The 23,556-nt window shown below is 52.7% G+C and carries 23 protein-coding genes and 1 pseudogene; 15 read left to right on the forward strand and 9 right to left on the reverse strand.

Annotated elements, in window-relative coordinates; translation table 11 throughout:
* Positions 1-36 precede the first annotated feature (36 nt).
* Positions 37-1,206: an MFS transporter gene (locus tag D6C13_RS14130; protein WP_120133360.1), complete on the forward strand. Its 1,170-nt coding sequence runs from the start codon at positions 37-39 to the stop codon at positions 1,204-1,206.
* A gap of 117 nt (positions 1,207-1,323) precedes the next feature.
* Positions 1,324-2,136 carry a Cof-type HAD-IIB family hydrolase gene (locus D6C13_RS14135; RefSeq protein WP_120133361.1) on the forward strand — a complete coding sequence of 271 codons (813 nt, stop codon included), beginning with the start codon at positions 1,324-1,326 and terminating at the stop codon, positions 2,134-2,136.
* Positions 2,137-2,208: 72 nt separating this feature from the next.
* Here D6C13_RS14135 and D6C13_RS14140 read toward each other — a convergent pair whose 3' ends face one another.
* On the reverse strand, positions 2,209-2,748 hold the full coding sequence (locus D6C13_RS14140) for a glycine zipper family protein (protein ID WP_120133362.1): 540 nt from the start codon (positions 2,746-2,748) through the stop codon (positions 2,209-2,211).
* 15 nt (positions 2,749-2,763) lie between these two features.
* The gene (locus D6C13_RS14145; protein ID WP_120133416.1) at positions 2,764-3,117 is read right to left on the reverse strand and encodes a hypothetical protein; all 354 of its coding nucleotides are present in this window, start codon (positions 3,115-3,117) and stop codon (positions 2,764-2,766) included.
* A gap of 300 nt (positions 3,118-3,417) precedes the next feature.
* Here D6C13_RS14145 and D6C13_RS14150 point away from each other — a divergent pair, with 300 nt between their 5' ends.
* Positions 3,418-3,840 carry a response regulator transcription factor gene (locus D6C13_RS14150; RefSeq protein WP_120133363.1) on the forward strand — a complete coding sequence of 141 codons (423 nt, stop codon included), beginning with the start codon at positions 3,418-3,420 and terminating at the stop codon, positions 3,838-3,840.
* Positions 3,840-4,463, forward strand: coding sequence for a response regulator transcription factor (locus tag D6C13_RS14155; RefSeq protein ID WP_120133364.1), 624 nt, complete (start codon positions 3,840-3,842; stop codon positions 4,461-4,463). Before D6C13_RS14150 ends, D6C13_RS14155 begins: the two co-directional genes overlap by 1 nt.
* 85 nt (positions 4,464-4,548) lie before the next feature.
* On the opposite strand, the gene mntR is transcribed toward D6C13_RS14155, so the two are convergent.
* Positions 4,549-4,995 carry a manganese-binding transcriptional regulator MntR gene (gene mntR, locus D6C13_RS14160; RefSeq protein ID WP_120133365.1) on the reverse strand — a complete coding sequence of 149 codons (447 nt, stop codon included), beginning with the start codon at positions 4,993-4,995 and terminating at the stop codon, positions 4,549-4,551.
* 188 nt (positions 4,996-5,183) lie between these two features.
* On the opposite strand from mntR, the gene D6C13_RS14165 reads away from it, so the two are divergent.
* The 8 genes from D6C13_RS14165 to D6C13_RS14200 all read left to right on the forward strand — a co-directional run bounded on the left by D6C13_RS14165 (position 5,184) and on the right by D6C13_RS14200 (position 13,116).
* Positions 5,184-6,137 carry a metal ABC transporter substrate-binding protein gene (locus tag D6C13_RS14165; protein ID WP_120133366.1) on the forward strand — a complete coding sequence of 318 codons (954 nt, stop codon included), beginning with the start codon at positions 5,184-5,186 and terminating at the stop codon, positions 6,135-6,137.
* Positions 6,134-6,913 carry an ATP-binding cassette domain-containing protein gene (locus D6C13_RS14170; RefSeq protein WP_120133367.1) on the forward strand — a complete coding sequence of 260 codons (780 nt, stop codon included), beginning with the start codon at positions 6,134-6,136 and terminating at the stop codon, positions 6,911-6,913. Before D6C13_RS14165 ends, D6C13_RS14170 begins: the two co-directional genes overlap by 4 nt.
* The gene (locus D6C13_RS14175) at positions 6,910-7,764 is read left to right on the forward strand and encodes a metal ABC transporter permease (protein ID WP_120133368.1); all 855 of its coding nucleotides are present in this window, start codon (positions 6,910-6,912) and stop codon (positions 7,762-7,764) included. The genes D6C13_RS14170 and D6C13_RS14175 overlap by 4 nt, the downstream gene beginning before the upstream one ends.
* Positions 7,761-8,615, forward strand: coding sequence for a metal ABC transporter permease (locus D6C13_RS14180; protein ID WP_120133369.1), 855 nt, complete (start codon positions 7,761-7,763; stop codon positions 8,613-8,615). Before D6C13_RS14175 ends, D6C13_RS14180 begins: the two co-directional genes overlap by 4 nt.
* Before the next feature lie 78 nt (positions 8,616-8,693).
* A complete protein-coding gene (locus D6C13_RS14185; protein WP_120133370.1) occupies positions 8,694-9,281 on the forward strand; it encodes a flavin reductase family protein in 588 nt (195 codons plus the stop codon).
* Between the two features lie 85 nt (positions 9,282-9,366).
* Entirely contained in the window at positions 9,367-10,413 is a 1,047-nt protein-coding gene (locus D6C13_RS14190; protein WP_120133371.1) for a LacI family DNA-binding transcriptional regulator, read from the forward strand.
* Between the two features lie 205 nt (positions 10,414-10,618).
* Positions 10,619-11,689 carry an SIS domain-containing protein gene (locus D6C13_RS14195; RefSeq protein WP_120133372.1) on the forward strand — a complete coding sequence of 357 codons (1,071 nt, stop codon included), beginning with the start codon at positions 10,619-10,621 and terminating at the stop codon, positions 11,687-11,689.
* A 41-nt stretch (positions 11,690-11,730) separates the two neighbouring features.
* On the forward strand, positions 11,731-13,116 hold the full coding sequence (locus D6C13_RS14200) for a PTS transporter subunit EIIC (protein WP_120133373.1): 1,386 nt from the start codon (positions 11,731-11,733) through the stop codon (positions 13,114-13,116).
* A gap of 60 nt (positions 13,117-13,176) precedes the next feature.
* On the opposite strand, the gene D6C13_RS14205 is transcribed toward D6C13_RS14200, so the two are convergent.
* The 6 genes from D6C13_RS14205 to D6C13_RS14230 form a co-directional block, all read right to left on the reverse strand.
* The gene (locus tag D6C13_RS14205; protein WP_120133374.1) at positions 13,177-13,842 is read right to left on the reverse strand and encodes a Rossmann-fold NAD(P)-binding domain-containing protein; all 666 of its coding nucleotides are present in this window, start codon (positions 13,840-13,842) and stop codon (positions 13,177-13,179) included.
* An 81-nt stretch (positions 13,843-13,923) separates the two neighbouring features.
* On the reverse strand, positions 13,924-15,168 hold the full coding sequence (mtr, locus tag D6C13_RS14210; RefSeq protein WP_120133375.1) for a tryptophan permease: 1,245 nt from the start codon (positions 15,166-15,168) through the stop codon (positions 13,924-13,926).
* A 978-nt stretch (positions 15,169-16,146) separates the two neighbouring features.
* Positions 16,147-16,881: a pirin family protein gene (locus D6C13_RS14215; protein ID WP_120133376.1), complete on the reverse strand. Its 735-nt coding sequence runs from the start codon at positions 16,879-16,881 to the stop codon at positions 16,147-16,149.
* 159 nt (positions 16,882-17,040) lie between these two features.
* Positions 17,041-18,774, reverse strand: coding sequence for an ABC-F family ATP-binding cassette domain-containing protein (locus D6C13_RS14220; RefSeq protein ID WP_120133377.1), 1,734 nt, complete (start codon positions 18,772-18,774; stop codon positions 17,041-17,043).
* Between the two features lie 287 nt (positions 18,775-19,061).
* Positions 19,062-20,300: an MFS transporter gene (locus D6C13_RS14225; protein WP_120133378.1), complete on the reverse strand. Its 1,239-nt coding sequence runs from the start codon at positions 20,298-20,300 to the stop codon at positions 19,062-19,064.
* 307 nt (positions 20,301-20,607) lie between these two features.
* The gene (locus D6C13_RS14230) at positions 20,608-21,285 is read right to left on the reverse strand and encodes an SDR family oxidoreductase (protein ID WP_120133379.1); all 678 of its coding nucleotides are present in this window, start codon (positions 21,283-21,285) and stop codon (positions 20,608-20,610) included.
* A 229-nt stretch (positions 21,286-21,514) separates the two neighbouring features.
* Here D6C13_RS14230 and D6C13_RS14235 point away from each other — a divergent pair.
* The 3 genes and pseudogenes from D6C13_RS14235 to D6C13_RS14245 all read left to right on the forward strand — a co-directional run.
* Positions 21,515-21,631: pseudogene (locus D6C13_RS14235) on the forward strand (MFS transporter); the annotation flags it as partial.
* An 82-nt stretch (positions 21,632-21,713) separates the two neighbouring features.
* Positions 21,714-22,694 carry a LacI family DNA-binding transcriptional regulator gene (locus D6C13_RS14240; RefSeq protein WP_120133380.1) on the forward strand — a complete coding sequence of 327 codons (981 nt, stop codon included), beginning with the start codon at positions 21,714-21,716 and terminating at the stop codon, positions 22,692-22,694.
* 88 nt (positions 22,695-22,782) lie between these two features.
* The gene (locus D6C13_RS14245) at positions 22,783-23,556 is read left to right on the forward strand and encodes a DUF3750 domain-containing protein (RefSeq protein ID WP_120133381.1); all 774 of its coding nucleotides are present in this window, start codon (positions 22,783-22,785) and stop codon (positions 23,554-23,556) included.

Genomic DNA, 23,556 nt, shown 5'->3' on the forward strand with positions numbered 1-23,556 from the left:
ACTTTTAATAACTAAGTCACCTCGCGGGAGAACCTGATGTCACTGTCATCTGAAATAGAGCGCACCGGTATTCATGCCGGAAGTCCCGTCCGGCGCGTCGCCACGCGGGCGATATTTTTTGTCACCGGTATGGCGATGGGGCTGTGGGCGGCGCTGGTTCCTTATGCCCGGCTGCGCACGCATTCAGAGGCGGGCGATCTCGGGTTACTGCTGCTGTGTCTCGGTGCCGGTTCACTGCTGTCGATGCTGGGCTCCGGGAGGATTATCGGCAAGTTCGGCTGCCGTGTGGTGATTGTCGCGGCGGTCATTTTGTATTGCCTGATGCTGCCGCTTCTGGCCGTATTCAGCGACATCTGGCTGCTGGCGCTCAGCCTGTTTATCTTCGGCATGGGGATCGGGCTGGCTGATGTGGCCGTCAACGTGCAGGGCACATTGGTGGAGCAGGCGGCGGATAAACCGCTGATGTCCGGGTTTCACTGCCTGTGGAGCGTGGGCGGGATCGCCGGAGCGGGGGGCGGTGCGTTGCTGCTCAGCGCCGGGATCACGCCGCTCGGCAGTACATTTTTCGCCGTCGTGCTGGTCGTCGCGCTGACGGCGTATTCCTGGCGCGGAATGTTGCCGTTCGGGGCGCATGAAGAACCGGCAGAAGGGCAGCCGAAAGCCAGACCGAATTTCCGCCTGATACTGATGGCCGTAATGGCGATGATTTGTTTTATGGCCGAAGGCGCGGTGCTGGACTGGGGCGGCGTATTCCTGACGCAAGATCGCGGTCTGGCGCTGGAACATGCGGGCTGGGGCTTTGCGGTCTTTGCCGTGGCAATGTCGCTGATGCGCCTGACCGGTGATGCGATTGTCAGCGCGCTGGGGCGCAAACGCATTCTGATCATCGGCGGCATTTTAGGTATCGCCGGTTATCTGATGGTGGTGCTGTTGCCTGGCTGGATCCTGCCATTGTGCGGATTTGCACTGGTAGGTATTGGCGCGGCGAATATTGTGCCGGTGCTGATTACGCTGGCCGGTCAGGAAAAAGTCATGCCGGTGAATATGGCGGTGGCGATGGTGGCTACGCTCGGCTATCTCGGTGTGCTGGGTGGTCCGGCACTGATCGGCTTTATTGCCCATCTTTCCAGTCTGTATGTTGCATTTTCAGCGGTTGCGGCGGCGTTTCTGGTTATCACCTTTGGCGCATACAAACTGAAGTATTGATTGTTTTCAAAGACCAATGATTTATAACTGAGTGGCAAATTTGCCAGCTGGCGCGTAAAAACCGCCAGCCATCTTTTACCCTGATTGATATAGAATCCGACTCTGTAAGGAGCAGTAATGGCCGTAAAACTTATCGCCGTAGACATGGATGGAACGTTTCTCAATCCGCAGCACGAATACAATAAAGCCCGCTTTCGCGAGCAATATCAGCAACTTTTGCAACGTGACATTAAATTTGTAGTGGCGAGCGGCAACCAGTATTACCAGCTGAAATCCTTTTTTGATGACCTCGATACCCAGATTGCCTACGTCGCAGAAGGCGGCGGGTATGTGGTCGATAAGGAACAGGAAATTTACTGCGGCGAGCTTGAACCTGAACAGGTGACTCAGGTGCTGGACTGGATAAGTCGCACGCCGGGCATCAACACTATTGTCTGTGGTCGCAAAGGGGCTTATGTGCTCAATGGCACCGATGAGGATTTCATCAGCCGCATGCGCCGTTACTATCATCGCCTGACCAAAGTGCATCAGTACGCAGAAATCGACGATACGATTTTCAAATTTGCACTGAGCTACGTGGAAGACGATGTGTATCCGCTGATGAGTGAAGTGAACGCGAAGCTTGGCGGCATTGTGGCGCCGGTGACCAGCGGACATGGCTCTGTGGATCTGATCATCAGCGGAAATCACAAAGCCTGCGGTCTGCAAAAAATCCAGCAAATCTACGGGATCCGCGACGATGAAGTGCTGACGTTTGGCGACAGCGGCAACGATCTGGAAATGCTCAGTTATGCCGGTTACGGTTTCGCGATGGAAAATGCGTCGGCACCGGCGAAAGCCGCTGCGAAATACCTAGCGCCATCCAACCGTGATGAGGGCGTACTGAAAGTGATTGATGATGTGCTCAACGGTCGCGCGCCTTTCGCTTAAGCTGTTAAATGTTATTAAAACGAAAAGGCTGCCGCATAAAACGGCAGCCTTTTTAGTTTGGGGCTGAAAATGTTAAGGCACGTAGTCTGGAGGAACGCCGCTGTTACCGGGCTGCGCAGGATAGTAATCCGGCGGAACCTCCGATGGCGGTGGCTGATCCGAACTGTAACCGTAGCTGGCGTCTACCGGCACCTTATTGCCTTTGGCGTACATACATTGCGTGTACACCGTATCGTATTGATCCTGCAAATCGCCGCTGCTGGCACCGGCATTATTGCTGCCCATTGCGCTGCCAATCAGCAACCCACTGCCTGCGCCAATCAGCGCGCCCGGTCCGGCCTGATGCGACGCTGCGCCGATCAGTGCTCCAGCGGCCGCCCCGACGACGGTTCCTGCCGCAGCGGTACCAGCTGCATTATTACTGGCGGTCTGCGCGCCGCCGTTCACGCTGCCATAGGCTGCATTGCGGCATGACATTTCATCCATCTGAAACTGTTGATAATCCTTTCCCGTGCCGGGTAATACCATCACATCTGGCCGGGTTGGAGGAGAAACGCAGCCGGATAAGGCCGCGGCTAAGGCGAGAACCGCCACCGGAGTAAACCTGTTCATGACTTTTATCGCCTGTTAACGTGGGCCTGCGACCACTTTCATCCAGCCATGCGGGCAGGCCGGAACTTGCGGGTAATATCCTGCCGGATTACGGCAGTAATACGCATAAGTCGGGGTTTTTTCGACATAAGTTTGCGGCTGCGGCGGCGCAGCATAAACGACGGCTGGCGGCCCGTAATAGACCGGCGGCGGAATGCCAATAACCACGTTCGGGCCATACCAGCCGCGATAATAGCCGCCATGATAATAACCATGACCGTAATAGCCGTGACCGTGGTAACCATGACCATAATAACCGTAGGCAAACGACGCAGAACTGGCCGACATCAGTGCGCCGGCAGCAAGCATCAACAACAACAGCCTTTTCATAACGACCTCGAAGCACATTGACCGGATGTCCGAAGTGATAAAAACCCACCACTCCTGAGGATAAAGATACACCTGTAGCGGCAAAAAGGTTGGCGGGAGATTAGGGTAAATACGACAAGGCTGTGGCAGCAATTGTCACCAAAAAATTCAGCAGCATAGATTTACTGACAGTTTTTTGCAGGACGTGTCCGACAGCGACGTAGGAAAGAGATTATTCTTATTAATCAAGACTTCGTTATGCAGCGCAGGCAGGCTTTGTGGCGTAATCTCTCCGCTTCTTCCCCGCGACAAGGTGTTGCAATGAAAAAAATAGTCGTTGTTGATAAGCGTGAACACTCACTGGCACGCATTTACTTTATTGCCGATGTAAAAAAGTATCAGGTCCTTACCCAGAATGATTTCACGCTGGCGAGCGCCACACTGTCTCATGAAATGCCTGATGTGCTTCTGGTCAATTGCGATTTATATAAAGGGGATTTTACAGAGTTCATTCGTGCGGTCAGAGCGCTTTCGCAGGACATCCGCATCATCGGGTTTTCGTGGAAGGTTTCGGAAACGTTCAGACGCAGCGGTTCACCGTTTGCGCTGGACGCTTTTATTAAAATGCCGATGGATGTGCGAAAACTCTCTCTGGCGCTGGAGGCTATTGAATGTAATTACATGCTGTTTCCTTCGGACATTATGGCGAACCGCTCCGCAGCTCAACACGGGGCGAGCCTGTGATGACGAAAATTTTGCTGGCTGATGCACACCCGCTGACACATATGGGGGTTCAGACCTTTCTGGCCGGAGAAGGGTATGAGACGATTTATGCGGCAAAAAACGCAGATCAGGCGCTGAGCATGGCGGCACAACACCAACCCCAGGTGGTTATTCTGGACGTTGATCTGCCTGGCAGCAATGGTATCCAGCTCGTTTGTCATCTGATGGCATTGAATTATCCTGTTCATGTGATTGTTTTTACGGCACAAAAATATCAGCACCTCGCTTATATCTGTTTGCAGGCAGGCGCAACGGGTCTGGTATACAAAACGGCTCCGCTGGAACAACTGCTCAACGCGATTGAATCCGCGGAACTCGGGCACGCCTGGTTTCCCTGCACGTTGCGTAATATCACCTTCCACCGCAATGCCCGTTTTGGCGCACCGGAGGACAAAATCACCCGGTGCGAGCGCACTGTGATGAGTTTGCTGTTGCAGGGAAAGCTCAACAATGAAATCAGCGCATTGCTGAACCGCAGTCCGAAAACCATCAGTGCGCAGAAGAAAAGTCTGTTGAAAAAGCTGAATGTGGGGAGTATTGCTGAACTGATGCTGCTGATGTCGATACAGACAGCTGAGGCCTGAAGGGGGAAAACGAGCAAACGTTTTAGCGTTTACTCGTATGACATCACGGATTCTGAGTCAACGGACGAAGGCATCTGAAAGGTTTTCAGGCGCCTTTGACAGAGGCGGTAAAACGTCGGAACGCTTCGAGCGTTTCATCGCTGACGTGGTGCTCCACCCCTTCGGCGTCCAGACGGGCCGTTTCAGCGCTGATGCCGAGCGCGATGAAGAATGCTTCGACCACGTTATGGCGTTCACGGTTTTCCGCAGCCAGTTTCTCACCTTCCGGTGTCAGGAACGTTCCGCGATAAGGCAGCTGGTGGACCAGTCCGGCATTGGCCAGGCGTTTCAGGGTCTTCGCCACCGTCGGCTGCGAAACGCCCAGACGCGCAGCCAGATCTACCTGCCGCGCTTCGCCAAATTCGTGAATGAGATCTGAAATCAGCTCAACGTAATCATCCATTAATTCCCGGCGATGCGCCTCGCGCACTTGTAAGAAACCCTGCGCGTGTTCTTCCACATCCAGTAATGGATTCATTTTTTTATCTTTCACTACGCCTGCCTCTTTCTTGCTCAACGGTTTTCCACCGCAGCCACGCTCACCGCAGCAACGCACGCATTGTAAACCAAGTCCACATATCTACCAATTTATGAAAACTTGGCCTTGGCTATGTAGTATAGCCTGTGCTATATCTGAATAATAAACCGCCGTTTGATGCGCAGAGTGACAGGAGAGTTTTCATGGAAAAAGGACGAGACATTTTAAAATTATTCAGCCATTCGCCGTTCCGCTTGCGGCTGATGCTGCTTGGCATGATTGTGGCGCTGATCACCGGCAGCGCGCAGGCGGCAGACCCGGCAGTGAACAAGGATAAAAAAAAATTTAAAGTGGTGACCACTTTCACAGTGATCCAGGATATCGCGCAGCACGTCGCCGGTGACGCGGCCACCGTGGAGTCGATCACTAAACCGGGCGCAGAGATCCACGATTACCAGCCCACGCCGCGGGATATCGTGAAAACGCAATCTGCCGATCTCATTTTGTGGAACGGATTTAATCTCGAACGCTGGTTCGGGCGCTTCTTCGCCAACATCAAACATGTGCCTTCGGTGACCGTGACGGACGGCATTATGCCGCTGCCTATTCAGGAAGGGCCGTATCTGGGGAATCCGAATCCGCACGCGTGGATGTCGGCTAAAAACGCGCTGGTGTATGTCGAAAATATCCGCGCCGCGCTGGTGAAATACGACCCCGAAAATGCCGCTATTTATGATCGTAACGCCAAAGATTACGCGCTAAAAATCAGCCAGCTGGATGCACCGCTGCGTGAGCGGCTGGCAAAAATCCCGGCAGAGCAGCGTTGGCTGGTGACCAGTGAAGGCGCGTTCAGTTATCTGGCTAAAGATTACGACCTGAAAGAAGCCTATCTGTGGCCGATCAACGCCGAAGAACAAGGCACGCCGCAGCAGGTGAAAAAAATCATCGATCTGGTGCGCCAGCAGAATATCCCGGTGGTATTCAGTGAAAGCACGATTTCGGACAAACCGGCAAAACAGGTCAGTAAGGAAACCGGTGCGAAATACGGCGGCGTGCTGTATGTCGATTCACTATCAGCAGCTGACGGGCCGGTTCCGACGTATATCGATCTCCTGAAAGTCACCGTCGGCACCATCGCAGAAGGGTTCGGACAATGAGTGACGCCGCGCTGCATCTCAACGTTGATGATATTTCGGTGACCTATAACAACGGTCACACGGCGATTGAAAATGCCTCGTTTACGCTGCGCGGCGGCTCGATTTGCGCGCTGCTCGGCGTGAACGGCAGCGGGAAATCCACCCTGTTTAAAACCATCATGGGGATCATCCGTCCGACGCACGGCAGCGTGACGCTGGATGGTATGAACGTGGCGAAAGCGCTGAAACAAAATCTCATCGCTTACGTACCGCAATCGGAAGACGTGGACTGGAATTTTCCGGTACTGGTGCGTGATGTGGTGATGATGGGGCGCTACGGCAAAATGTCTTTTTTGCGGATCCCGTCGGCAGAGGATAAAAAACAGGTGGCGTCAGCGCTGGCACGTGTCGGTCTGACAGACCTTGCACACCGTCAGATTGGTGAGCTTTCCGGCGGACAGAAAAAACGCGTCTTTCTGGCGCGTGCGCTGGCGCAGCAGGGGCGTGTGATGCTGCTTGACGAGCCGTTTACCGGCGTGGATATCAAAACCGAAAACGCCATTATTGAACTCCTGCGTCAGTTGCGCGAAGAAGGGCATCTGATTTTGGTTTCGACACATAACATCGCCAGCGTGCCGGATTTCTGTGACCGCGTGGTGCTGATCAATCGCACGGTTATCGCGGCCGGTGCGCTTGAAACGACTTTTACACATCAGAATCTCGAAAATACCTTTGGCGGCGCACTGAGAAATATTGGTTATTTAGTGCCTCAGGAACCGGTGAGGCGGGCGGTATGACAGAACTGTTGCTGGAGCCGTTTCAGTACAATTACATGGTGAAAGCCATCTGGGTGAGTGCCGGTGTCGGTGCGGTGTGCGCGTTTTTATCGGCGTATCTGATGCTCAAAGGCTGGTCGCTGATGGGCGATGCGCTGTCGCATTCGGTAGTGCCGGGTGTGGCGGGAGCCTATGCGCTGGGCTTTCCTTATGCCATCGGCGCGTTCGGCACCGGGATTCTGGCGGCGCTTTCCATGACGTTGTTGCGTCATTTCACCAAATTGCGCGAAGACGCGATTATCGGTTTCGTCTTCTCGACCTTCTTTGCGCTCGGGCTGTTGCTGGTTTCCCTTAATCCGACATCCGTTAACGTGCAGTCGATTCTGTTCGGCAATATTTTAGGTATTGATGACGCCGATATTTTGCAGGTGCAGATTATCGTCGGCGTTTCCCTGCTGGTGCTGTGCGTTATCTGGCGCGACCTGCTGGCGGTATTTTTCGATGAAGCCCACGCGGTATCGGTCGGGCTTTCTCCGCTGCGGCTCAAAATCATTTTCTTCACTATCTTCAGCGCGTGCAGCGTGGCGGCGTTACAAACCGTCGGCGCCATTTTAGTGATTGCGATGGTGATCACGCCGGGTGCAACCGCCTATCTGCTTTCCGACCGTTTCTCCCATGTGCTGATTATTTCAGTGATTATCGGCGCAGTCACCAGTGCGGCGGGTGCATGGCTGAGCTATTACCTGGATGGTGCCACCGGCGGAGTCATCGTGTGTCTGCAAACCACAGTCTTCTTGCTGGCGTTTTTATTCGCGCCAAAACACGGCTGGCTGGTGAGTCACTTGCGTATTAAACGCCGGAGCCGCGCATGATGTCCTGGTTTGATGTACTGATGGAGCCGATGAGCTACGACTTTATGCAACGCGCGTTGCTGACCGCGATGGCGACAAGTATTGTCTGCGCGATATTTTCCTGTTTTCTGGTGCTCAAAGGCTGGTCGCTGATGGGCGATGCGATTTCGCACGCGGTACTGCCCGGTGTGGTGCTGGCCTATCTGGCGGGGATCCCGCTGGTGATTGGCGCGTTTGGCTCCGGGCTTTTTTGCGCGGTGGCGACCGGATTTATCAAAGAACATTGCCGGGTAAAAGAAGATTCGGTGATGGGCATTGTCTTCTCGGGCATGTTTGCCGCCGGTCTGGTGCTGTTTTCCCGTGTAAATACCGAGCAGCATCTCAGCCATATTTTGTTCGGCAATGTGCTGGGCGTGACTGACAGCGAAATGCTGCAAACGCTGATTATCGCGCTGGGGGTGACGCTGGCGATTATCATCAAATTCAAAGATCTGATGCTGTTCTGTTTCGATCCGGTGCAGGCGAAAGTAGTCGGACTGCCGGTGCGTTTTTATCACTACGCGTTGCTGTGTATGCTGGCGCTGACCATTGTCGCGGCATTGCAGGCCGTTGGCGTCGTACTGGTGGTCGCGATGCTGATAACCCCCGGCATTACGGCGTTTCTGCTGTGCAAAACGCTGCCAAAAATGATGGTGGTGGCGGTGACAACGTCACTTGTTGCCGCCATTTCCGGCACCTTTATCAGTTTTTATATCGATGCCGCCACCGGACCGGCGATTGTGCTGATTCAGGCGATGCTATTCCTGGTGGCATTAGTCGTGCATCTTTTGCGTAAGCCATTCAAATCGCGCCAGTCCGCACCGAATGCCTAGCGCCCGCACTAAATGAATAGTGTTCGTACGACAGGTTTGTCATTCTGCCCGTTGCATTCACTTTTCTGAGAGATTCTGATGACTCAACAATTTGCAACAGTGGAACTGGAAAAAGCTTACCGTCTGATTAACCACGGCACGACAGCACTGGTTTCCGCGCATCACAGTGGCACGGACAACGTGATGTCGGCCTCGTGGGTATGCGGGCTGGATTTCAGACCGGCAAAACTCACAGTGGTGCTGGATAAAATAGCCAGAACCCGCGAGCTGATTGAGCAAAGCGGGTATTTTGTCATTCAGGTGCCGACCGTGGCGCAGCTGCAAATGACTTACGATTTGGGTAACCGGACGCTCAGAACCGACCCGGAGAAATTACAGCATTGCGGCGCAGAACTGTTTCGCATGGAAGGTCACGGTGATTTGCCGTTCGTCGCGGGTTGTACCGCCTGGCTGGCCTGTAAGCTGATCCCTGAACCGCATAATCAGCAGGCGCATGACCTGTTTATCGGCGAAATTGTCGGTGCCTGGGCGGATACCCGCGTCTTCAAAGACGGCCACTGGCATTTCGAAGACGCCGATCCCGCTCTGCGCAGCCTGCACTACATCGCCGGCGGCCAGTTTTACGCCACCGGCGAACCGCTGAACGCGAATACCGATTTAGACTAATTTTCCGTTGCCAGGCCTGCGGAGTTCCTGCTTTGCATCCCTGTTTCCGTTACCTTAGTATGAACGGAAAGAGGGAAGGGAAAAAATGAAAAAGACGCTGACAATCAAGGATATTGCTGAGCTGGCGAACGTGTCGATCACGACCGTTTCCAGGGTGCTGAATAAAAATAACTGGGTATCTGACAAAACCCGCAGCCGGGTTGAGAAGGTCATTCAGGAAAATAACTTCAGCCCGAATTTGCTGGCGCGCGGTATGATTTCCAAGAAAACCCGGACGCTTGCGATCATTGTTTCTGATATCAGCAATCCTTATTTCGTCATGCTGGTCACGCAGATTGAGCACGAAAGTTTGCAGGCAGGTTATAAGGTCACGCTTTATGACACGCAGTCGGCAAATAAATCGTCATCCAGCGCAGACATTATTTCTGAAGAAAACATTTTCAGCTCCATTACTGACAGTCAGATCGACGGCGTCATTATTCTTGGCGGCAATATCGATTATAACGACGTGCCCGGACCTTACCATGAGGCATTAACGCACTTGTGCGCCACGGTTCCGGTGGTGGTGGTCGGGCGCGAACTGGACGGGATTGATTATTCCTGCATTGAGCGGGATCAGACCGGTTGCGTGGAGCGGGTGACGCAATATCTGATTGGCAAGAATTATCAGCAGATTGGCTTCATCGGTGGCTCTAAAAATGTGTACATCACCTGCCAGCGCGTGGCCGCGTTCCGTCAGGCGCTTGAGCGTGAAAATTTACCCGTAGCTGACGAGTTTATAATCCAAAATAATTTCTATTCTGAACATGGATATCAGGCCACAGAGCAATTACTGGCTCTGAATAAACCGTTGCCACAGGCGCTGGTCTGTATTAATGACCATGTTGCTAAGGGCGTGATCCGTGCGCTTAAAGATAATAATCTCAACGTTCCGCAGGATATCGCAGTGGCAAGTTGCGAATATTTTCCCGGCAGCGAATATTATATTCCCCGCATTACCACAGTCGATCACCAGAATAAAATCATTGGCAGGGAAGTGATGTCGCGGCTGATGTTATTGCTGGAGAATAATGAGCAGAAAATACCGCCGGTCAAAATCCCGCTTAACCTGATCCCCGGTGAGTCAGCGTAGATCCCACCCCCTTAGCTTATTATTCAGCCAGGGCGTAATACCTTACCGTATTGCGCCCTTTGTCATTTTTAACGTCTCATTTTGCTGCGAAATGATATTTTTTGATCCCGCCCACAATTGCTGACAAGTCCGTTGACAACGCACGGGGTGCTCCACTAGGTTAAAACCTGAAAACGTTTTCAGGTTTTAACCAGGAGAGAACCAAATGAAACCAACCATGATGACTTACATTCAGGAAGAACAGGCAACACTTGCAGGGATTATTTCCCGTTATCCCAATGATTTACCTGTGATTAATGACCCTGCTAACTGGCTGGTAATGGCAACGGGTTCGAGTATTAACGCCATTGTCAGTGCCAAATATTACGTTGAAAAACTGGCGGGTGTGCGGATAAGCGTTGTGGAGCCTTTCCATTTTCAGCACTACGAAAAGTTCGATGAATCGGTGCGCATTGTCATCGGCGTATCGCAAAGTGGGGAAAGTACTTCCACGCTGAATGCCATTAAACATATCCGCGAAAGTTTTCCGGTAATGACCTACGGCATGACCGGAAATTTAAACAGTGAATTAGCCACGACCGTTGATCATGTTATTGATCTCGAAATCGGTGAAGAAAAAGTGGGGTACGTTACCAAAGGGTATATCGCCACTATTTTTAAATTCATGTTGTTGGGTGTTTATACCGCCAGAATTAACGGGCTCATCAGTTCACAACAGGAGCGGGCGGAGCTGGATAAATTAACTGCTGCCGTGAGTTGTATTCCTGACATTATTTCCGCCACAGAAAATTTCTTTAAAGAATGGCAGGAAGAACTGACCGGTTCGCCACGCTTTATCGCCATTGGTTATGGTCCGGCTGTCGGAGTGATTAAAGAAATGGAGACCAAGTTCGCTGAAACCGTTCGCGTGCCATCCCAGGGCGTGGAATTAGAAGCGTTCATGCACGGTCCGTATTTTGAGGTGAATGCCAGCCATCGAATGTTCTTTATCGACACGCCCGGCGTCGCCCGTGAAAGATTGCTGCTGCTTAAAACGTATGAGCAACAGTACACCGATTATGTTTACACGCTAAAACTCGGCCAAAGCGATGACCCGCGCACGCTGGCCATCAGCGCACCGGTGGATGAATTTATTGCGCCGCTGCTGATGGTGATCCCGTTCCAGATCCTCGCTCATCATATTGCGGAGGCGAAAGGCAATAATTTGCCGCAACGCATCTTTACCGACTTTGGCGTCGCCGTAAAAAGTAAAACAAAACCGGGCGACTTCGTCTGAGTTCAACACCTGCATCCTAACCATGAAACTGAGGAATCATCATGGCTACATTCAGTCAGCTTGCCCCGCAAATTATTGAAAATGTGGGGGGATCCGAAAACATACAACACCTGACACATTGCGCCACCCGTTTACGCTTTACGCTAAAAGACGCCGGAAAAGTGAATAAAGACGCGCTCTACAAGCTGCCTGAAGTCGTGAAGCTGGTGGAGAATCCCGGTCAGTTTCAGATTGTGATTGGCCCGAAAGTGGAGCAGGTCTTTGCGGCGATTCAGGCCTCACTCGGCGGGCAAACAACCGCTGACCCTGCGGCGGTGACGCAGGGTTCCCTGGTCAACCGTTTGCTGGCGACGTTATCGGCCATTTTCACGCCGTATATCGGCGTGCTGGCCGGTGTCGGGGTGGTCAAAGGGATTGTGGTGCTGCTGCAAACCCTGAATCTGGTGGATCCCCATTCTTACGTTTTTACTGTGTTCAACGCACTTGCCAGCGGCGTGTTTGTGATGCTGCCGCTGTTCATTGCCGTCACAGCCGCTGAGCGTTTCGGAGCGAATAAATTCACCGCGCTGGCGCTGACCGCCGCGATGATATTTCCGCTGACCGATCCTGGTATTCCCGGCGAATTTCACTTTATGGGACTGGCGCTAAACGTGAAAATCTATGGCGGCGCAGTGATCCCTGCGGTCTTCGCGGTGCTGTTCCTGAGTTACGTCGAACGCTGGCTGAAAAAGGTTATCCCTGAACTGGCGGCACTGGTTTTTGTGCCTTGCCTGTCGCTGATTATCTGTGGTTTTGTGGTCTTTACCGTTATCGGGCCGGTCGCAGATTACGTAGGGGTGGGGATCGCTAACGGCTATGCCTGGTTGTACAACCTGAGTCCGGTCATTTCCGGCGCATTACTGGCGGGGATCGGGCAGATATTTGTGGTCTTCGGTGTTCACTGGGGCATCATTCCGCTGGCGCTGATCAACATTCAGGTCAACGGGTACGACACGATTATGGCGATGTTTATGTCCGCTGTGATGGGACAGTTTGGTGCGGCGTTCGGGGCAATTTTCATCGCCCGTAATCTTCGCGACAAACAGATTGCGATTTCGGCCTCAGTCTCTGCCTTCTTTGGTATCACGGAGCCTGCGCTTTACGGCGTGAATCTGAAATACAAAATGCTGTTTGTGTTCGGCAGCGTGGGTGCGGCACTGGGTGGTGCGATAACCGGTCTTCTGGGCGTAAAAACCTACAGCTTTCTGCCGGTACTGAACGTGTTCGAACTGGGATTATTCAGCGGCCCGGATTCGAAAATGATATATGAAGTGCTGGCGATTGCGGTGGCATTCACCGTACCGGCGGTTCTGACTATTATTTACGGAAAAACGCGGGTGTTGGTGCCCTCCGCCGGGCCGGGGTTAAGCGGGGATCTGAGCCGCTAAAATTGAAAGGAATGAGAAACTAAAAATCCCCTGACAGGCAGGGGATTTTCTGATTACTTCTCAGCGCCCCAGACGGGCAATATCGACCGTTTCAAGTATCGCTTTCGGGTATCCCCGGCGCACAGCATTAAGCATGGCGTTACCGATAATTTGCGTGCTCAGTATGGAATCGGGAAACCACTTACGCAGCAGCGGCAGCAGGGGAGCCATCACGCTGTAAAGAATCCGGTAACTGCGGGTTTTGGATCGCGCACCGTGTAAGGGCTGAATGACGCCCGGACGGAACAGAAAAACGTTGGCAAAACCGAGTTTCAGCAGGGCATTTTCAGTCCGGCCTTTCACCCGCGCCCACATGCTTTTCCCTTGTTCAGAGCTGTCCGTACCCGCCCCGGAAACATAGATAAAGGTCATCGCCGGATTCTTTTTCACTAACGCTGACGCGATGCCCAGAGTCAGATCATACGTTAGCCGGGAATATTGGGCTTCGGTCATTCCCGCTGAGGAAACACCGAGGCAGAAGAAACAGGCATCGGCGTTATCAGGTAACGTGGAGATGTGTTCTTCTGCCATCAGATCCGGCCAGATTTGCTGATGAAGCCGTGGGTTTTCCAGTGCCAGCGGCGACCGCCCGACCACAGTCACGCTTTCCACATCCGGTGCTGCCAGAGACTCGCGCATCACACCCTGTCCGACCATACCGCTGGCCCCAAATATCAACACGTTCATCTATCACCTCTGGATTTGGTCATTCAGCGTTGCTGTCTGTTACCGATATGGTGGCGCCCCAGACCAGAAGCAAGGTGGCATTTATCGATATACCGGCAGTAAATTCACGCTCGACAGAATATGTACTGCTGCATTGAGCACGCCGAACAGCAGTACCAGCACGATCATTTTATTACCGCCCCACACGCGGTACAGCGGGCTGCCAAAACGCTGACGCGATGCACGTGCCATCAGTGCCGGAACAATCACCGCCCAGACGGTCGCCGCAAGACCGGCAAAACCAATCGCATAAATGAAGCCATCGGGATAAATCACGCCACCAATAATGGGCGGAATAAAAGTGACCAGCGCCGTTTTGAAGCGACCGGTGCGGCTGTCGCTGAATTTAAACAGGTCAGCCAGATAATCAAACAGACCCAGCGTCACTCCTAAGAATGAACAGGCGACGGCAAAGTTGGAGAAAATGGTCAGCAGCAAATCCAGACCGGCGCTGTTGAGGATCTGGCTCAGCGACTGCACCAGCACATCGATATTGCCACCACGCTCAGCGATGCCGATAAATTCCGGTCGCGGGATGTTACCCATCGTCCCCAGCATCCAGATGATGTACAGCCCAAGCGCCATCAGCGTGCCCAGCAGCAGACATTTTTTGATGATGTGCGGATTTTTGCCGTAGTACTTCATCAGACTCGGCACGTTGCCGTGATAGCCAAACGATGCCAGACAGAACGGCAGCGTCGCCAGCACATAAGGCATATAGCTCGGATTGATCTCGACGCTGTTAAGCAAATTCACCGGTTTCACATGCCACAGCAGGCTGCCGAAGGTCAGGAAAAAGGCGATGATTTTTGCGCCGAGTACGATGGCCGTCATGCGGCTCACCGCGCGGGTGCTTAGCCAGACGATAAAGGCCACAACCAGCGCCGTCAGCAGACCGCCGAGGCGGGGAGAAAAACTCACCGACATTTCGCGCAAGCTATGCTGGATAACCGAGCCGCTGGCGGAGATATAAGCGTACGTCAGAATATATAACACGAACGCAATGGTGATGCCGTTCAGCCGGTTCCAGTGTTTACCCAGCAGATCGCCGGTCACGGTATTGAAACTGGAACCCACCGGATAGTTAAGATTTGCTTCAAGGATCATCAGGCCGGAATGCAGCATGCAAAACCAGGTGAAAATCAGTGCGGCCACCGACCAGAAGAACCAGGCGCCGGACATCACCACCGGCAGGGAGAACATCCCCGCGCCGATGATCGTTCCACCAATAATCATTGCGCCGCCCAGTACTGAACGTTGCGGGGCGGTCTCAGAAAGCGTCGCCATAGTGCGTATCCTCGCGTGGCTTTTATCAGAATTCGTCAAAAGAATGGCTGAAAAAGAAATGAGTTGAATATTGATCAGGAATCGCTGTTTTATGCTGCGATTTCGGTCTTAAGCGCGGCAATATAGTGGAAATGAAGCGGCTTGTACACTGCTGAACTAGTTTGCTGATACAAAATCGAGCATTCAGAAGCTGAGCAGGGATAGTGAGAATGTCAGACAGGGAAATAACGCCGAAAATGTGTACAAAATATTAACGTTGTGCAACTTTCAGGTTAATAGCATGCCCGAGATCTTTGGTGCAGTTCACAGATTTCATTACGTTTTCTTATCTTTAAAGAATAAGAAACCCTGTTCGAAAATACAGGGTTGACACACAACATATAGCGAGTAGATTAGAACTCAGCACCAAAGAGAAGTGAAAAGAAATTTTTATTTCGCGGTGCATTTAGCAAGTTGATAAACTTGCCAGTAATGAGATGCGATAAAGGCCACGAAGTATTTTAGTTTGGGTGATTCAACACCGGGCGTTAATTGAAAGTCCGTGAGATGATGCTTTAAGGCCACGCGGTAAAGCTGTGCAATCGCATGATGTGGACTAAAGCGCGATGATGTAACGCCTTGTTAGTTAGAGTAATGTTCGCGATTTGGGTACTTAAGTATGAAATCGAGAATGTCGCGACGAGAGTAAGGCCACGCATCAAAGAGTATATATCGCGAGGGTGATGTACTCATTTATCCCGCCTGAAAGCCGGTATAGATGAAATGAACAGGATACCGATGTTATTCCACAAAATTATAGGAGGATAGCGTTACCCAGATTCAAAAATATATCCTGTGAAAATAGGTACATCTTTAGAAGTTGCATTATCTAAGCAGTACACGTAATTAAGTTGATGAATGTTAAATATTAATTTGATAGTACCTTAAAAGCCCCGGTTTAACGACTGGGGCTTTTTCATTTCTGCAACCTGCTTGTTATTATTTTCCGCTGATCGTGCCTTCGAGTATCGCCTGTGCGCCCAGACACACCAGAAAACACACCAGCGTCGTGTCTTTACCCGCCGTCGCAGCAGATAAACCGCTCTCCTCATCACTGATCGCGTCGCCTTTAGACAGCGTAACATCACCTATGTTGATTTCGCCATCCATCACGTACAACCACTGAGCAAAGCCCGCATGTGAGGGGATCTGAGTGGTGGTTTGTTCATCCATGCGGATGTCATAGACATACACCGCCTGGCGGATTTCCAGCGGGGATTCAATGCCTTCCGGCGCCGCCAGCAGGGTCCACTCATTGCTTTTTATGCCGTCAGGTCGTGCCATAAACTGCACGCGGCCTTCCAGATTTGCCGTACGCGGACGGATAAAGATCTGCAACATTTCTGCCGACACCAGCGGTGTGGATTCTTCATGCCAGAAACTTTCACCGGCGTTCATCATCATCAGCTGCTTCGGTGAGAGCGGAACGCGGTTACCGGCCGAATCTTCGTGCACCATCGAACCGCGCCACATATAACTGAGGATCTCGTCGTTATTATGCTCATGCATTTTTACCAGCGTGCCCTGTTCGAGGGTGGCGTGGTCGATAACGCTGAGAGGACCGAAGGCGTCATCGTTTAACTCAGGCTGGATTTGTCCCGGCCGCATACGACGGATACGAAACGGTCCATATTCAAAGGTAGTTTTGGGTTCAGCACGTAAAACGTTAAACATGGTTTCTCCGCGGAAGACAGGAACGCAGGGTTCAGAAGAAAATCGAATACTATTTTTTAACATACAATGTTCGTTAAAGCGTACAGGCAGCAAATAAACTTTCCGTTTAAATATAAATAAAGGCCCCGTCCCTGAGGCCATAGAACGAAAAATCAGCAGTTAATCAAGACTTAACAACGTACTCAGTCGCGCAATTTGCGTTTGCCACTGACGTTGCAGGTCAGGCTTCTGATGCCTGGGTTTACGTGCCAGATCTTCTGCCAACCGGTGTTCCAGCTCTACCAGTTGCGCCAGCAGTCGCTCTTCTTCCGAAGCTTCTGTAACCAGAACATCGGGCTGGCCTGGTGATGAGAGAGGTTCTGCTGGCGCGGGCGTTCCCGCAAGTACCGTGTAAACCGGTGCAAGGGTATGCCACTCTTCTAACCGTTGGTCATCCACCAGCCAGAATCGGTTACAGCTTTGCTCTATGAGCGTCCGGTCGTGTGATACTAAAAGCACCGCGCCACTGAACGTTTTCAGCGTTTCCGCCAGCTCCTCTTTGCCTTCCAGATCCAGATGGTTGGTCGGTTCATCGAGCAGCAGTAACGAGTAATTCGCCAGCGTCAGCCCGATAAACAACAGCCGCGACCGTTCACCGCCGCTGAGCGTACTCACTTTTTGCTGATGACGGATAAAGGGGAATCCGGCGCCAATCAGCGCCATTTTCCACTGTTCTTCCGTCAGCGGCGCAAAGTCCGACAGCGCATCACCCAGAGAGTCATCGTCATGCAACTGATGTTGATTCTGATCGTAATACCCTACACGCACGCGGGGATGGAACGTCACATCCGTTTGCGTTGTTACCGGCTGGCTGAAAGCACGCCATAACGTCTGCAACAGGGAAGATTTTCCGCAACCGTTGCGCCCGACCAGCGCTATCCGGTCACCGCTTTTGACACGCATTTCATCGAGTGTGAACAGCATCGGCGCATCGGGTGCCGGGCGAACCTGCAAACCTGAAAGTGCCAGAACCCGGTCAGCCGCCAGCGCTTCGCCGCTAAGCTGAAGTTTCCACTGGTTACCGGCGGTGACTTCAGTTTGGTCATCCTTCAGCCGGTCGACCTGTTTTTCCATTTGCTTGGCCTTGCGCGCCAGCCCTTCGTTATCGTAAACACTGCCCCACAGCGCCAGACGTTTGGCGCTTTTGGTGACGCGGTCGATCTCTTTTTGTTCCGTTTTCCTGCGCAGGGCATCGGAAGCGTCCTTTTCCTCAAGCGCATTACGCGCCTGTGTACAAGGCAGGCGAATAAATTGCAGGGTTTTATCGCGCAGGATCCAGGTGCTGTTGGTCACGTTATCGAGCAGGCTGCGGTCGTGGGAAACCAGCACGAAACTGCCGTTCCAGTTTTTCAGAAACTGCTCCAGCCATAACAGCGTCGGCAAATCCAGATGGTTACTGGGCTCATCGAGCAGCAGTAAATCGGGCTGGCGGATCAGCGCGCGGGCCAGCAGCAGGCGGGTATGCTGCCCGCCGCTCAGCGTGCCCGCCGTCAGTTGCCAGGCGGATTCGTCAAAACCCAGCGTGGAAAGCAACACCTGCGCCTGCCACAACTCCGGCTGATGAAGGCCCTGAGGCAGGTGATTGAGGACAGCTTCCAGCAGGGTGTGATGATTCAGTGTTTCAGGCAGATGCTGTTCCACGCGAGCCATCAGGCACTGATTCGCCAGCGTGACGCTGCCGGACGTCGCCGCCAGTTCACCGCTCAGGATTTTCAGCAGGGTACTTTTGCCGCAGCCGTTGTGGCCGATAAGACCGATACGGTCGCCTTTTTTCAGGCCGAAGGAAATCTCAGCCAGCAAAGGGCCGAAAGAATTATCGAAAGATACAGATTGTGCAGACAGTAAAGTCATGATGCTTACTCAGGTTTCGGGCATAAAAATGCCTCTCGTCAATAACGCCGACGATAACCGGTAAGCCGGAGGGAAGAACTCAGTTTGTCAGTTAGCTTCGCTCAGACAGGTTATCGCGGCAGGGAGCCGGAAACGCCTGAGCAGTGACGATCGCTAAGGACGAGTGAAATTAAAAAAACTTCACGGGTCAGCATGGCAATCCTCCTTATGTATAACGTTGGTTAATGAATGAGCTGATTATATTGGGGAATTCCGAATTGATCCAGTTTCAAAATTCCCCCGCAATGCCCTCACGCTTCCACCACTTCATTTTCCAGTTTCTGGCGCTTACGCAGACCCGGGAACCAGGTCATCCACAATCCGACAACGATAAGCGTGCCGACGCCGCCAATGGCCGCCGCAGGCACTGCGCCCACCCAGGCCGCCAGCAGGCCAGACTCAAATTCGCCGAGCTGGTTCGAGGTGTTGATGAAGATGGAGTTGACCGCGCTGACGCGACCGCGCATATCGTCGGGCGTATCGAGCTGAACTAGTGCACCGCGAATGACCATGCTGATCATATCGAATCCGCCGAGTGCAAACAGTGCCAGCATCGATAGCCACAGTGAGGTGGAAAACGCGAAAACCAGCGTGGCTGCGCCGAAACCCGCCACGGCGGCGAACATGGTCATCCCGACATTACGTTTCAGCGCGCGGTGGCTCAGCCAGAAACCGACAATTAAACCGCCGACCGCCGGAGCGCCGCGCAACAAACCCAATCCCCACGGGCCGGTATGCAGAATATCGTGGGCAAAAATGGGCAGCAGGGCGGTTGCGCCGCCGAGCAGAACCGCGAACAAATCGAGAGAAATAACGCCCAGAACATCAGGACGGGCGCGGATGAAACTGATCCCGGCGAACAGAGATTTAAACGTCGCCGGAACACGGCGCGGTGGTGCCTGTTCGTAAAGCAAACGGCTGACCATCACGATCGACAACAGATAGAGGCAGGCGCACACCGAGTAAGCGACGCCCGCTCCGGCGACATATAAAAAACCGCCGAGCGCCGGGCCGACCATAGAAGCCGCTTGCCCTGAAACGCTGTTGGCGGCCATTGCCCGTGCCAGTAAATGTGGTGGCACCAGCGCCGGAAGCATCGATTGCAGCGACGGCGCTTCCATGGCTTTGGCGGTCGAAATGATAAAGATCAGGCCGAGGATAATGACTTCGTTGACGTGATGCGTCAGCGTCAGATAAGCCAGCGCAGCAATCGCTATCCATTCGGCAATTTGTCCGAGCAGCACCACGCGGCGACGATCAAACTGATCCGCCACATGTCCGGCGACCAGCGCCAGCGCAACAGAAGGGAAAAACTGCACCAGCCCGATCAGCCCCAAATCAAACGCCCTTCCGGTAATCGAATAGATTTGCCAGCTCACCACAATCGAAAGCATCTGGAAACCAAAACTGGATGATGCGCGGGCTATCCAGAACGCCACAAACGAGCGATGCGCTAACAGCGAATCCGGATTAACGGAAGAAGATGACATGACAAATCCCTGAAAAATGAAAGATGCCGTGTCTGCTGGTCGCATGCGACAAGTTAGCCCGGCAATTATTGTGGGTACAAATAATTAACAAACAATCTGACTGGCCGTTTTACCACAAAATATTCAACAAATCTTCATATCACATTGTGAAGAAAGTGTGCAGTTCGCGGGCTAACGACTGCGGTGGCTCCCCGGGGATAAAATGACGGCTGCTGGCGATAATAATTCCGGTCAGGTTTTTTGATCCAAAAAAAACGACCTCCGGTGAGATCGTTTTGTTCAAATCGAAAAGGCTCACCTGCAAAATTTACCAGCGCAGCTCGCGGCCGGAATATTCTACGAAATGATGGCCGCCTTTACCGGACCAGGCTTCGAACTGATCGACAATGCCGGTGGCGCTTTCTTCAATGGTCAGGGTGGCATTTTCACCGCCCATGTCGGTCTGCACCCAGCCCGGATGCACAGAAAGCAGCGTCAGTTCCTGTTTTTCAGTCTGTTCCTGCAACCCGCGGGTCAGCATGTTCAGCGCCGCTTTGCTGGCGGAGTAAAGCGGATATGTCGCCACTTCGTTCTCGTTGAGGCTGGAAAGCTCAGACGTCATCAGCGCCAGCACACCGGTGCGGTGATTTAAAAGTGGCAGCAATTCAGTGGCACAGCGGACGGGGGAGATAGCGTTAGTTAAAAACAGCTGAATAATTTCTTCATCGCTGGCCTGATGAATGTCCTGATGATCCGGACCAAACACGCCGGCATTCACAAAAATCAGATCATAATGGCTTGCGGAAAGCGCGTCCTTTACCGCCTGCCGTGCTTCAGATTTATTGATGTCCAGTTTTACCCATTCGACCGAAGCGGGGGCTTTTGCCGGAACGGCGTCACGCGTGGTTGCAGTCACCTGCCATCCGTGTTTTGTGAGGACATCCACCACACCCAAACCGATACCGCGCGATGCGCCGATGATCAATGCTTTCTTAGAGTCAGTCATATTCATCCTTTTTAATCAATGCGTTAACTTCAGTCTGTTGTTTTCATTAAATCCATAAAACTGCTTAGTGTTACCTGCAGTATGAGCCCGTCAGGTTCCGGCAACAATGGGCAGGAGTCTGATTTCCCCTGCCAGATTTTTAGTCAGAAAGGTGTCAGGAAGGGTTATCGTGACTGATCTCCCAAATTTAAGACAAGCCGTGGGATAATTATTATGTAATCGATTACTTTTTGCGCCGGGCGTCAGTGAGGACGGGCCGGTTCCTGCTGTATCTCGGTATCCTGTTGCAGGGTGTGTGTTATGACTTCTTCTTTGTAGTCGCTTTATTTATACCGACCGCGTGGCGGATGCTCGGGCTTTAATTCATGGCACCGGTAAACTGTGATAGCCTCTGAAAAAAATAGCTGACCGCAGGATGTGTTGTCGTTATGTCGATTCAGAAAATTGCCAGGCTGGCCGGTGTGTCGGTTGCTACGGTTTCCCGCGTGCTGAACAACAGCAACTCAGTGAAAAGTAAAAACCGGGAACGTGTGCTGGAAGCCATCAGGGAAAGTAACTACCAGCCCAATCTGTTAGCCCGCCAGCTGAGAACCTCCAGAAGCTCAATGATCCTGGTGATGGTGTCCAATATTGCAAATCCGTTCTGCGCTGATGTGGTGAAAGGCATCGAAGAAGAAGCTGAAAAGAACGGTTATCGCATTCTTCTGTGCAACTCAGGTTCTGATATCGAACGCTCTAAATCGAGCCTCGGATTGCTCTCGGGCAAAATGGTCGACGGTATCATCACCATGGATGCGTTATCCAATCTGCCGGATCTGAGCACCATGATCGGCCAGACGCCGTGGGTTCAGTGCGCAGAATACGCTGACGCCGGTGATGTGTCCTGTGTCGGGATCAGCGACACCGAAGCATCTGAATTCGCCATCCGGCATTTGCTGGAACGCGGATGTGAACGCATTGCCCTGATCAACCACGACCTGAGTTACAAATATGCTCAGCTGCGCGAGCGCGGCTATAAAACGGTGCTCAGCCAGCAGGGGAATAGTTTTGAAGCCATTGAATATGCTAGCGAACTGAGTTTTAAAGCGGGCAAGGCGGCGATGGAGAATTTACTACAAGCTGCGGCAAAACCGGATGCAGTGTTTGCGGTTTCCGATACGCTGGCGGCGGGTGCAATGCGCGCCATTGAAGACGCCGGGCTGAAAGTTCCGCAGGATATCGCGGTGATAGGCTTTGACGGTACGGAACTGGCGGAAATGGTCTCACCGCAACTGACCACCATTGAACAGCCTTCGCGCGATATTGGTCGTCAGGCAGTGTCGTTATTGCTCAGGAAAATTGATAATCCACAAGCGCCGGCAGAGCGCCTGATGATGGACTGGCGTTTTATTGCACGCGCCAGCGCCTGAGGCGTGAATCCTTCGCTTTAAAGAACGGGTGAAGTATTGTTGTTCGCTCACACAGCGTGTAAATACAGAGTGTAAAGGGATAAAAAGCATGATCGCCTTTAAATGGTTTAGCCTCGGGTTTGTCCTCGTTTTATTGCTGTCTTTCGGATACAGCTATGCAAAAGCCTCGCAAACCCGTGAAGAACCCGCAGGGCAGAGCTGGTCTACGGCGCGGCGGGATTCCTCCGGGATCGCACCGGATCCGGCAAAACTTAAAAGTACTGCCATTGTGCAGATTTATGCCGCACCGACTTATGGCTGGCGCGGGCTGGTCGCCGTGCATCCGTGGATTATTTACAAACGGGAAGGGGAAACCGAGTTTACCCGTTATGACGTAATCAGCTGGGGCAGCACGAATGTAGTTCGCCGCAATTATGCCATTCCGGATGGCTACTGGTTTGGTTCGCAGCCACGCGTGCTGGTGGATCACCGCGGCGCACAGGCGCAAATGATGATCCCTAAAATTGAAGCCGCCATCAAAAGCTATCCGTATCCCCATACTTATCACGCCTGGCCGGGGCCAAACAGCAATACGTTTATGGCTCACATTGGTCGGGAAGTGCCGGAACTTGAACTGGATATGCCGTCTAACGCCATTGGGAAAGATTACCGCGCAATAACCAATCCGGTGGGTTTACCGCCTTCAGGTCGCGGTGTTCAGGTGTCATTACTCGGCATTCTGGGTGTCACGCTCGGCGTGGAAGAAGGCGTGGAAGTCAACGTGCTGGGGCTGAACCTGGGTATTGATGTGAAAAACCCGGCGCTTCGCCTGCCGTTTGTCGGACGCGTCGGGTTTGATAATCCGGGGAAAGCGGAGCTTTAG

The organism is Rahnella woolbedingensis (genome assembly GCF_003602095.1).
Lineage (GTDB): Bacteria > Pseudomonadota > Gammaproteobacteria > Enterobacterales > Enterobacteriaceae > Rahnella > Rahnella woolbedingensis.

Bases quoted from the DNA above. Each gene is read 5' to 3' on its own strand.
- D6C13_RS14175 (WP_120133368.1), top strand. From the start codon at position 6,910: ATGACAGAACTGTTGCTGGAGCCGTTTCAGTACAATTACATGGTGAAA.
- D6C13_RS14195 (WP_120133372.1), top strand. From the start codon at position 10,619: ATGAAACCAACCATGATGACTTACATTCAGGAAGAACAGGCAACACTT.
- D6C13_RS14240 (WP_120133380.1), top strand. From the start codon at position 21,714: ATGTCGATTCAGAAAATTGCCAGGCTGGCCGGTGTGTCGGTTGCTACG.
- D6C13_RS14140 (WP_120133362.1), bottom strand. From the start codon at position 2,748: ATGAACAGGTTTACTCCGGTGGCGGTTCTCGCCTTAGCCGCGGCCTTA.
- D6C13_RS14230 (WP_120133379.1), bottom strand. From the start codon at position 21,285: ATGACTGACTCTAAGAAAGCATTGATCATCGGCGCATCGCGCGGTATC.
- D6C13_RS14225 (WP_120133378.1), bottom strand. From the start codon at position 20,300: ATGTCATCTTCTTCCGTTAATCCGGATTCGCTGTTAGCGCATCGCTCG.
- D6C13_RS14135 (WP_120133361.1), top strand. From the start codon at position 1,324: ATGGCCGTAAAACTTATCGCCGTAGACATGGATGGAACGTTTCTCAAT.
- D6C13_RS14200 (WP_120133373.1), top strand. From the start codon at position 11,731: ATGGCTACATTCAGTCAGCTTGCCCCGCAAATTATTGAAAATGTGGGG.
- D6C13_RS14215 (WP_120133376.1), bottom strand. From the start codon at position 16,881: ATGTTTAACGTTTTACGTGCTGAACCCAAAACTACCTTTGAATATGGA.
- D6C13_RS14185 (WP_120133370.1), top strand. From the start codon at position 8,694: ATGACTCAACAATTTGCAACAGTGGAACTGGAAAAAGCTTACCGTCTG.
- D6C13_RS14190 (WP_120133371.1), top strand. From the start codon at position 9,367: ATGAAAAAGACGCTGACAATCAAGGATATTGCTGAGCTGGCGAACGTG.
- D6C13_RS14155 (WP_120133364.1), top strand. From the start codon at position 3,840: ATGACGAAAATTTTGCTGGCTGATGCACACCCGCTGACACATATGGGG.
- D6C13_RS14145 (WP_120133416.1), bottom strand. From the start codon at position 3,117: ATGAAAAGGCTGTTGTTGTTGATGCTTGCTGCCGGCGCACTGATGTCG.
- D6C13_RS14245 (WP_120133381.1), top strand. From the start codon at position 22,783: ATGATCGCCTTTAAATGGTTTAGCCTCGGGTTTGTCCTCGTTTTATTG.
- D6C13_RS14130 (WP_120133360.1), top strand. From the start codon at position 37: ATGTCACTGTCATCTGAAATAGAGCGCACCGGTATTCATGCCGGAAGT.
- D6C13_RS14180 (WP_120133369.1), top strand. From the start codon at position 7,761: ATGATGTCCTGGTTTGATGTACTGATGGAGCCGATGAGCTACGACTTT.
- D6C13_RS14165 (WP_120133366.1), top strand. From the start codon at position 5,184: ATGGAAAAAGGACGAGACATTTTAAAATTATTCAGCCATTCGCCGTTC.
- D6C13_RS14170 (WP_120133367.1), top strand. From the start codon at position 6,134: ATGAGTGACGCCGCGCTGCATCTCAACGTTGATGATATTTCGGTGACC.
- D6C13_RS14205 (WP_120133374.1), bottom strand. From the start codon at position 13,842: ATGAACGTGTTGATATTTGGGGCCAGCGGTATGGTCGGACAGGGTGTG.
- mtr (WP_120133375.1), bottom strand. From the start codon at position 15,168: ATGGCGACGCTTTCTGAGACCGCCCCGCAACGTTCAGTACTGGGCGGC.
- D6C13_RS14150 (WP_120133363.1), top strand. From the start codon at position 3,418: ATGAAAAAAATAGTCGTTGTTGATAAGCGTGAACACTCACTGGCACGC.